Source organism: Mycobacteriales bacterium (genome assembly GCA_035995165.1).
Classification (GTDB): domain Bacteria; phylum Actinomycetota; class Actinomycetes; order Mycobacteriales; family CADCTP01; genus CADCTP01.
On record DASYKU010000034.1, the window covers coordinates 1 to 8,741 of the forward strand.

An 8,741-nucleotide genomic window follows, 5' to 3' on the forward strand; every position below is an offset into this window, starting at 1 on the left:
CTGACCTGCCGCCCGCCGATCCGTTCCGCGCCACCTGGACCGCTGCGACGGCCGCGCTCGCCGCCGCGACCGGCGTGGCCCAGCTCGTCGTCGACGGCACCGGCCGCATCCTGCTGATCCTGGTCGCGGTGGCCGCGCTGAGCGTGCTCGGTGTTCGCCTCGCGACCCGCCGGTACGGCCGGATCGGCCGGCTCGAGGCCGAGCTCGAGACCGCCAACCGCGCCATCCACCGGTACCGGTCCGCGGTCGAGCGCATCGTCGACCGGCAGTACCCGCTGTTCGAGGAGGAGGTCGAGCTCACGATCACCGTCGGCGACCGCGCCGGCGAGGACATGATCGTCGAGCGGCACCGGACCACGCCCGCGCCGTACGTGGTCTACCGGACGCTGCGGCCGATCACCGCGGCCAACGACCGGATCCGGCCCTGCTTCGACGACCTGGAACTGACCTGCGAGGTCGAGGGCGACGACACGACCGTGACCGTGCTGCCGGTCTCCGAGACGGCCGACGGCGTGCTCGCGCTGGTGCTGTTCCAACCCGGGCTGAAGCGGATCACGGAGTGGTCGATCCGCTACAAGGCGCCGCGGCTGTGGGATCCGCTGCGGGAGGACGGCACGGACCGGCTGGCCTGGTCGCCCAGCAACCGGGACGGGCGGGAGCCGACGATCGCGGTCACCGACCTCACGGTCAACTTCGTGTTCCCGCCCGGGGCGCGCAGCTTCCGGGTGCGGGAGTGCGAGGACCTCGGCGTCGGCCCGGTGCGCGACGGCGCGACCGGGGAACGCCGGATCACCTGGCGCGATCCGGCCCCGGCCGTGCAGCGGTACGAATGGGAGCTCTGGTGCTCGCGCTGAGCGAGACCGGAGTGCTGAGCGAGACCGGAGTGCTGAGCGACACCGGAGTGCTCAGCGGAGTTTGGTCGCGACCTCGGTGGCCCAGTAGGTGAGGATCATGTCCGCGCCGGCCCGCCGGATCGCGGTCAGCGACTCCAGGATGATCCGGTCCCGGTCGATCCAGCCGTTGGCCGCGGCCGCCTCGACCATCGCGTACTCACCGGAGACCTGGTAGGCGGCCACCGGCAGGTCGACGGCGGCGCGGACCGCGGCCACCACGTCCAGGTACGCCAGCGCCGGCTTCACCATCACCGCGTCGGCGCCCTCGGCGATGTCCAGCGCGACCTCGTGCAGCGCCTCGCCGACGGACCGCGCCGGGTCCTGCTGGTACGCCGACCGGTCGCCGAACTGCGGCGTGCACTCGGCCGCGTCCCGGAACGGCCCGTAGAACCCCGAGGCGTACTTGGCCGAGTAGGCCAGGATCGGCAGGTCGGTGAACCCGGCCCCGTCCAGCGCGGACCGGATCGCCCCGACCTGGCCGTCCATCATCCCGCTCGGCGCGATGACCTGGACGCCCGCGCGGGCCTGCGCGACGGCGATCGACGCGTACCGCGCGAGGGTGGCGTCGTTGTCGACCTCGCCGGTGGGCAGCAGCACGCCGCAGTGCCCGTGGTCGGTGTACTCGTCCAGGCAGAGGTCGGCCATCAGCACTGTGTCCGAGCCGACCTCGGCCGCCAGCCGCTGCAGCGCGACCTGCACGATCCCGGCCGGGTCGTCGGCGGCCGACCCGCGGGCGTCCTTGGCCGCCGGGATCCCGAACAGGATCAGCCCGCCGACCCCCGCGTGCACCGCCTCGTACGCGGCCTTCACCAGCGAGTCGAGCGTGTGCTGCACGACGCCCGGCATGGAGGCGATCGGCGCCGGCTCCTGCAGACCCTCCTTGACGAACATCGGCAGGATCAGGTCGGCCGGGTGCAGCCGGACGTCCGAGACCAGCCGCCGCAGCGGCGCCGACCGCCGCAGCCGGCGCGGCCGGGACAACGGGAAGCCGGTCACCTCGCGGTCCGCGAGGACGACGCCCGCCTGGTCTTCTTCGGCGGCGGGGTGGCGTCGCCGGACTCGCGCCGGGCCACCGCGTGCGCGGCCAGCGCGTCGACCAGCGCGTCCACCGCGGCGGTCTCCGGCTCGACGTCCGAGCGCAGCCCGAACTCCCGCGCCGTCGCCGCGGTCTGCGGGCCGATGCAGGCCACGACCGTCCGGGCGTGCGGCTTGCCGGCGATCCCGACCAGGTTTCGCACCGTCGAGGACGAGGTGAAGCAGACCGCGTCGAACCCGCCGGACTTGATCGCGTCCCGGATGTCCGCCGGCGGCGGCGCCGCCCGCACGGTCCGGTACGCGGTGACGTCGTCGATCTCCCAGCCGCGCTCGCGCAGCCCCGCGGCCAGCGTCTCGGTCGCGATGTCGGCCCGCGGCAGCAGCACCCGGTCGATCGGGTCGAGCACCTCGTCGTACGGGGGGAAGTCCTGCAGCAGGCCCTCCGAGGACTGGTCGCCCGAGGGCAGCAGCTCCGGGTTGATACCGAAGGCACGGACCGCCGCCGCGGTCGACTCGCCGACGCAGGCGATCTTCACGCCGGCGAACGCCCGCGCGTCCAGGCCGAACTCGTCGAACTTCTCCCGCACCGCGCGCACCGCGTTGGTCGAGGTGAACACGATCCACTCGTACCGGCCGGTGACCAGGCCCTTGATCGCCCGCTCCATCTGGGCCGGGGTGCGCGGCGGCTCGACGGCGATGGTGGGGACCTCGACCGGCACCGCGCCGTACGCGCGCAGCCGCTCGCTCATCGCGCCGGCCTGCTCCTTGGTCCGCGGCACCAGTACCTTCCAGCCGTACAGCGGGCGGCTCTCCCACCAGGACAGCCGGTCCCGCTCGGCCACGGCCGCGCCGACGGTGACGACCAGCGGGCCGGCCAGCCAGCCCGAGTCCTGCTCCAGCTGGGCCAGCGTCGTGGTGACCGAGCGCTGGCCGGCGCCGGTGCCGTCCGCGGTGACCGAGACCGGGGTGTCCCCGGCCCGGCCCTGCTCCAGCAGCGCGACCGCGATCTTGCCCAGGTGGGCCTGGGTGGCGGTGAGCACGAGCGTGCCCGGGGCACCACAGGCGCCGGCCCAGTCGACCTCGTCGCGGGCGTCGACGACGGTGTGCGCGGAACCCACCGGCACCCCCGCGTACGCCGGGACGCCGGTCGCGACCGGGACCCCCGGCACGATGTCGAACGGCAGGCCGGCGTCGGCCACCCCGAGGACCTCGCGCACGACGGCGTCGGAGGACAGCGGGTCGCCGGCCACCAGCCGGACCACCGCGGACCCGGCCCGGGCCTCGGCGACCAGCATGGCCGCGACCGTGGCCGGGTCGCCGATGGCCGGTCTGACCTCGGCCCCGCCCTCGGCCAGCGACGCCACGCCCGCCGGTACGTCCGGGTCGAGCAGCATCAGCGCCGCCGAGCGCAGTGCCTCGGCGGCCCGGACGGTGAGCAGACCCGGGTCCCCGGGTCCCGCTCCGACGAAGGTGATCCGGCCGGTCGTCTTGCGCGCGCGGCTCATCGCGTGCTCCCAAAGAGTTCATCAGCGCCATCGGCGAGCAGGTCGGCGGCCAACCGCCGGCCGATCGCGTCGGCTTCGGTGACCGGGCCGGTGGCGGACAGCCGGACGGCATCCGAGCCGTCGGCCGCGGTCACCGAACCACGGAGGAACAGTTCCGGTCCGTCATCGCCCTCGGCGATCACGGCGAGGCCGCCGACCGGGGCGGTGCAACCCGCCTCCAGTGCGGCCAGCAGGCCACGTTCCGCGAGGACCGCGGACCGGGAGTCGGCATGGTCGAGCGCGGCGAGCGTGGCGACCAGCTCGTCGTCGGAGGCGCGGCACTCGATCGCGAGCGCCCCCTGGGCCGGCGCGGGCAGCACCAGCAGCGGGTCGAGGGTCTCGGTGACCACGTCCAGCCGGTCCAGCCGGGCCAGCCCGGCCCGGGCCAGCACGACCGCGTCCACCTCGCCTGCGGTGACCTTCCCCAGCCGGGTGTCCACGTTGCCGCGGATCGGCACCACCTCGACGCCCAGGCCCAGCGCGCGGATCTGCGCGGACCGGCGGGGTGCGCCGGTGCCGACGACGGCACCGACCGGGAGCTCGGCCAGGGTCAGGCCGTCCCGGGCCACCAGCACGTCGCGCGGGTCCTCGCGCAGCGGCACGGCGGCGACCACCAGCCCCGGCTGCGGGGCCGTCGGCAGGTCCTTGTACGAGTGCACCGCGATGTCGATCTCGCCCGCCAGCAGCGCGTCCCGCAGCGCCGAGACGAACACCCCGGTGCCGCCGATCTGGGTCAGCGCGGCGGTGGAGCGGTCGCCGGTGGTGACGATCTCGATCGCCTCGGACTTGATCCCGAGCTCGGCCAGCGCGGCGATGACCGTGGAGGTCTGGCTGCGGGCCAGCGCGCTGCCCCGGGTGCCGATGCGAAGCGGGGTGGTCATGCCGGCCCTCCGTCGGTGCTGACCTCGGTCGGCAGCGTGATCCCGGCGACGGCCGCGGTGGCGGCCGGGTCGAGGTCGAACAGCTCCCGCAGCGCGTCCGCGTACGCCCCGCCGCCGGGCTGCTCGGCCAGCTGCTTGACCCGGACGGTCGGCGCGTGCAGCAGCGTCTGCACGACCCGGTGCACGCTGCGGGCGACCTCGGCCCGGGTGGCCTCGTCCAGCCCCGGCAGCCGCGCGTCCAGCCGGGCCAGCTCGGTGTCGACGACCTCGGCGGCGCGGGCCCGCAGCGCCGTGACCGTGGGGGTGACGGCGGTGGCCCGGCGGGCGCCGAGCCGGCCGGTGACCTCCTGGCCGACGATCGCGCGGGCCTGCTCGACGTCGCCGTGCGCGCCGAGCCGGACGGCCGGCTCGGCCAGCGCGGCCAGGTCCAGGTAGTGCACGCCGGGCAGCACCGCGGCGGCGCCGTCGAAGTCCCGCGGCAGGGCCAGGTCCAGCAGCACCAGCGGCCGGCCGGAGCGGCCCGGCAGCGCGGCCTCGACCACCTCGGCCGGCAGCACGGCGCCGACCGCGCCGGTGCAGCCGATCACGACGTCGGCCCGGACCAGCTCCTCGGCCAGGTCGTCCATGGTGACCGCGCGGGCGAGCTCGACCTGGCCCGACAGCGACCCGACCAGCCGGGCGGCCCGCTCGGGCGAGCGGTTGGCCACGACGATCTCGCCGACGCCGGCCCGGGCCAGCGTGGCCGCGGACAGCGCGCCCATCGAACCGGCCCCGACCACGAGCGCGCGCCGGCCGGCCAGCGGCCCGAGCACCCGGGTCGCCTCGTGCAGGCCGACGGAGACCACCGAGGCCCCGGCCCGGTCGATGGCGGTCTCGGAGTGCACCCGCTTGCCGACCCGCAGCGCGTGCTGGCAGAGCTCGTGCAGCTCCCGGTTGACCGTGTCCAGCTCGACCGCGGCCGTGTACGCCGTCCGCAGCTGGCCGAGGATCTGCGACTCGCCGACGACCATCGAGTCCAGCCCGGCCGCGACCGAGAACAGGTGCAGGACGGCGGCGTCCTCGTAGTGCACGTACAGGTGCTCGCCGAGGGCCGGGACGTCCAGGCCGACCCGGTCGGCCAGCACGGTCGAGGTGTCCTGCAGGCCGCCGTGGAAGCGGTCGACCTCCGCGTACACCTCGACGCGGTTGCAGGTGGACAGGACCAGCACTTCGCTCACATGGTCGGTGCGCAGCAGGGCGTGCAGCACCTCGGGCAGCTCGTCGGCGCCGACGGCGGCCCGCTCGAGCAGCGAGACCGGGGCGGTGCGGTGCGACATCCCGACGACGAGGAGGCTCATCCGACCTCCTCGAACGCGTTGCCGCCGATCGGCCGGAGCTTGCGCTGCTCGTGGAAGGAGAGGATCTGCAGCTCGATGGCGAGGTCGACCTTGCGCACGTCCACGCCATCGGGCACCACGAGCACGGCCGGGGCGAAGTTGAGGATGCTGGTCACGCCGCAGTCGACGAGCAGGTCGCAGACCTCCTGGGCCGCGTGGGCCGGGGTGGCGATCACGCCGATCACGATGTCGTGCTCGCGGATCACGTCCGGCAGGTCGTCGACGTGCCGGACCCGCAAGCCGTTGATGTCCTCGCCGACCCGCTCGCGGTCGGCGTCCAGCAGCGCCGCGATGTGGAAGCCGCGGGTGGTGAAGCCGCCGTAGCCGGCCAGCGCGTGGCCGAGGTTGCCGACGCCGATCAGCGCCACGGCCAGCCGCCGGGTCAGCCCGAGGGTGCCCTCGATCCGATCGACCAGGACGGCGACGTCGTACCCGACCCCGCGCGTCCCGTACGACCCCAGGTGGGAGAGGTCCTTGCGCAGGTTGGCCGAGTTGACCCCGGCCGCGGTGGCGAGCTCCTCGGAGGAGACCGTGACCACGCCCTCCTCGGCCAGCTGGGACAGTACCCGCAGGTAGACGGCCAGCCGCGCGACGGTCGCCTCGGGCACCGCCCGGGTCTCCCGGCGGGGCTCGACCCGGCCCGGCAGGGTGGAGCGGACGGCCCGGCCGATCGCCGCCCGGGCCCGCCGCACGCCGCCCGCCGAAGGGTCGCCCGCAAGCGCCTCGTCCGGCATCGCAGCCTGCTGGTCGGTCACGGCCTGGCTCCCGCTCTGTGCACTCCGCGCACACCCGCGTGGGGGCGCGTCGGCGCGCTGTGGTATCGGCTCACCTACACAGAACACCGTAGCCACTTGTGAATGCGTTCACAAAATCGAGCGGGAGATCCACCGGGAACCGGGACAACCGTCCAGGTGCTCCTGGAAGTCATAGGTAGCGGAGGTGGTGCGGGGTGCGGGCGGCCGACGAGGAGGCGTTCGCCCGGTTCGTCCGGGCCCGGTACGGCAGCCTGCTGCGGTACGCCTACCTGCTCACCACCGACCGTGACCTGGCCGAAGACCTGGTCCAGGACGGGCTGGCCCGCACGTACGGGGCCTGGGGCCGGCTGGAGGCGGCGGCCGCGGCGGACGCGTACACGCGGACGACGCTGGTCCGGCTGGCGCTGCGGGCGCGGCGCCGGCGGTGGCGGGGCGAGACCCCCACCTCCGCAATTCCGGAGAATCCGGTCGAGGCGTCCGACCTCGATCTGGCCGAGTCGGTCCGGGTCGCGCTCGCCGCGCTGCCGGTCGACCAACGGGCCGTACTGGTCTTGCGCTACTACGACGACCGCACCGAGCGGGAGATCGCCGACCTGCTCGACTGCTCCCCCGGCACGGTGAAGTCGCGCGCGGCGCGCGGCCTCGCGGCGCTGCGGGAGGCGGGCCTGCTCGACGGCGTGCTGGAGGGAGACAGCCGTGACCGAGGTGCGTGAGCTGCTGGAGTCGGCGGCCTCGACCGCCGAGCCGGGCGAGGTGCCGGTGGCCGCGGTGCTCGCGGCCGGGCGGCGGCGGGTGCGGCAGCGCCGGCTGGCCGCGGCCGGGGCCGGCGTCGCGGCCGCGGCCGTGCTGCTGGTCACGCTGCCGGGGACGACCCACGGCGGCGCGCTGCCGAACTCGGTCGACGGGATGACCGGCGGCGGGGGCGGCAGCGCCGCGGCGCCGGTCCCGGACCCGACCGGCACCGGGAGCGCGCAGTGCGGCGACGTCCGGTTCGACAGGTCGAAGCTGCCCGGCCGCACGGTCACCGTCGACAACGGCGACTGGCCCACCGACCGGGCCGCGGACCTGCTCGCCCTGCACGGCTGGCCCCGCGCGGCCCCGTACGAGATGGCCCGCTGGACCCAGGTCACCGACGGCCGGGCCGGCGTGCTGGTCGCCTCGCTGCCCGGCACCGGCTACCGCTACCTGCCGATCCACCGCGGCCTCGACGGGACCTGGGTGCTCGGCGCACCCTGCACCCCGCGCTGAGTTCAACCTTCCCCGGGGGTCGATGCGTCAGGAGGGCGAGACGGTCGACGGTAGGAGGGCGCGGGTGCGGCGGGACGAGGAGTTCACCGCGTACGTGGCGGCGCGGGCGCGCTTGCTGCGACGGTCGGCGTACCTGCTCTGCGGGGACTGGCACCGAGCCGAGGACCTGACCCAGAGCGCCCTGACCAAGGTCTACCTGGCCTGGGCGAAGGTCAGCCGGGCCGACAACATCGACGGGTACGTCCGGACGATGCTCGTCCGCACGTTCCTGGACGAGGAACGCCGGCGCTGGCGCAAGGAGCAGCCGACCGGCGAGTCGATCGACGGCGTCCGGTCCGACCCGGCGCACGAGACGGACCAGCGGCTGGACCTGCTGGCCGCGCTGAACACCCTGCCGCCCCGGCAGCGCGCCGCCGTCGTGCTGCGCTGCTGGGAGGACCTGCCGATCACCGAGGTCGCCCGGGCGCTGGACTGCAGCGAGGGCACCGTGAAGAGCCAGACGTCCCGGGGGCTGGCCGCGCTGCGGGCGCTGCTCACCCCCGGCCTCCCGGAAGGAGTCCACCGGTGACACCGGACCCGTTCGTCACCGACTCGCTGCGCTCGCTGTTCGCGGCCGAGCCGCCGCTGGAGCTGACCCCGTACCAGGCGCTGGCGGTGGCGCGGAACGCCCGCCGGCGCCGGCAGCGCCTCGCCCTCGTCGGCAGCACCGCGGGCACGCTGGCCGTGGTCGGCACGACGGCCGCGGCCGCGGCCGTCGGGTTCGGCGGCGGGACCCCGGTCGAGCGGACCGGGGACGGCGGGGGCGGGCTCGTGCCCAGCCCGACCGCCTGCGTGACGCCGGCCCCGGTGCCGCCGACCCAGCTGCCCACCACTCGGGTGCCCGGCCCGGCCGTGACGCTGCCGCCCGACCCGGCGGTGACGCCGAGCGAGGTACCCCGCCCGGCCGACACGCTGCCGACGCAGTCGGCGACCCCGGGGCCGAGCCTGCCGGATCCGGGCGGCCCGCCCG

General features: G+C 75.5%; 10 protein-coding genes. 5 read left to right on the forward strand and 5 right to left on the reverse strand.

Translation table 11 applies throughout. The annotated features are described in order from the left end of the window. A partial coding sequence (locus tag VGP36_06060; protein HEV7654287.1) for a hypothetical protein occupies positions 1-854 on the forward strand: 854 nt, incomplete at its 5' end. Between the two features lie 51 nt (positions 855-905). Here VGP36_06060 and hemB read toward each other — a convergent pair. Genes hemB through VGP36_06085 form a run of 5 tightly spaced genes read right to left on the reverse strand, consistent with a single transcriptional unit; the run spans position 906 to position 6,484 of the window. After that, positions 906-1,889, reverse strand: coding sequence for a porphobilinogen synthase (hemB, locus tag VGP36_06065; GenBank protein ID HEV7654288.1), 984 nt, complete (start codon positions 1,887-1,889; stop codon positions 906-908). After that, complete coding sequence (locus tag VGP36_06070; GenBank protein HEV7654289.1) at positions 1,886-3,433, reverse strand: bifunctional uroporphyrinogen-III C-methyltransferase/uroporphyrinogen-III synthase; 1,548 nt, start codon at positions 3,431-3,433, stop codon at positions 1,886-1,888. Before VGP36_06070 ends, hemB begins: the two co-directional genes overlap by 4 nt. Then, positions 3,430-4,353: a hydroxymethylbilane synthase gene (gene hemC, locus VGP36_06075; GenBank protein ID HEV7654290.1), complete on the reverse strand. Its 924-nt coding sequence runs from the start codon at positions 4,351-4,353 to the stop codon at positions 3,430-3,432. The genes VGP36_06070 and hemC overlap by 4 nt, the downstream gene beginning before the upstream one ends. Further along, entirely contained in the window at positions 4,350-5,690 is a 1,341-nt protein-coding gene (locus VGP36_06080) for a glutamyl-tRNA reductase (protein ID HEV7654291.1), read from the reverse strand. Before VGP36_06080 ends, hemC begins: the two co-directional genes overlap by 4 nt. Further along, positions 5,687-6,484, reverse strand: coding sequence for a redox-sensing transcriptional repressor Rex (locus VGP36_06085; GenBank protein HEV7654292.1), 798 nt, complete (start codon positions 6,482-6,484; stop codon positions 5,687-5,689). Before VGP36_06085 ends, VGP36_06080 begins: the two co-directional genes overlap by 4 nt. A gap of 194 nt (positions 6,485-6,678) precedes the next feature. On the opposite strand from VGP36_06085, the gene VGP36_06090 reads away from it, so the two are divergent. The 4 genes from VGP36_06090 to VGP36_06105 all read left to right on the forward strand — a co-directional run. Next, positions 6,679-7,197, forward strand: coding sequence for a SigE family RNA polymerase sigma factor (locus VGP36_06090; protein HEV7654293.1), 519 nt, complete (start codon positions 6,679-6,681; stop codon positions 7,195-7,197). Further along, a complete protein-coding gene (locus VGP36_06095) occupies positions 7,181-7,732 on the forward strand; it encodes a hypothetical protein (GenBank protein HEV7654294.1) in 552 nt (183 codons plus the stop codon). The genes VGP36_06090 and VGP36_06095 overlap by 17 nt, the downstream gene beginning before the upstream one ends. A gap of 64 nt (positions 7,733-7,796) precedes the next feature. Beyond that, the gene (locus VGP36_06100; protein HEV7654295.1) at positions 7,797-8,300 is read left to right on the forward strand and encodes a SigE family RNA polymerase sigma factor; all 504 of its coding nucleotides are present in this window, start codon (positions 7,797-7,799) and stop codon (positions 8,298-8,300) included. Further along, positions 8,297-8,741, forward strand: a 445-nt coding sequence (locus VGP36_06105; GenBank protein HEV7654296.1) for a hypothetical protein, incomplete at its 3' end; no start/stop codon positions are given. The genes VGP36_06100 and VGP36_06105, both read left to right, overlap by 4 nt.

What these genes read in the sequence shown, in the direction of transcription:
- VGP36_06070 (HEV7654289.1), bottom strand. Translation starts at nt 3,433, where the DNA reads ATGAGCCGCGCGCGCAAGACGACCGGCCGGATCACCTTCGTCGGAGCG.
- VGP36_06080 (HEV7654291.1), bottom strand. Translation starts at nt 5,690, where the DNA reads ATGAGCCTCCTCGTCGTCGGGATGTCGCACCGCACCGCCCCGGTCTCG.
- hemC (HEV7654290.1), bottom strand. Translation starts at nt 4,353, where the DNA reads ATGACCACCCCGCTTCGCATCGGCACCCGGGGCAGCGCGCTGGCCCGC.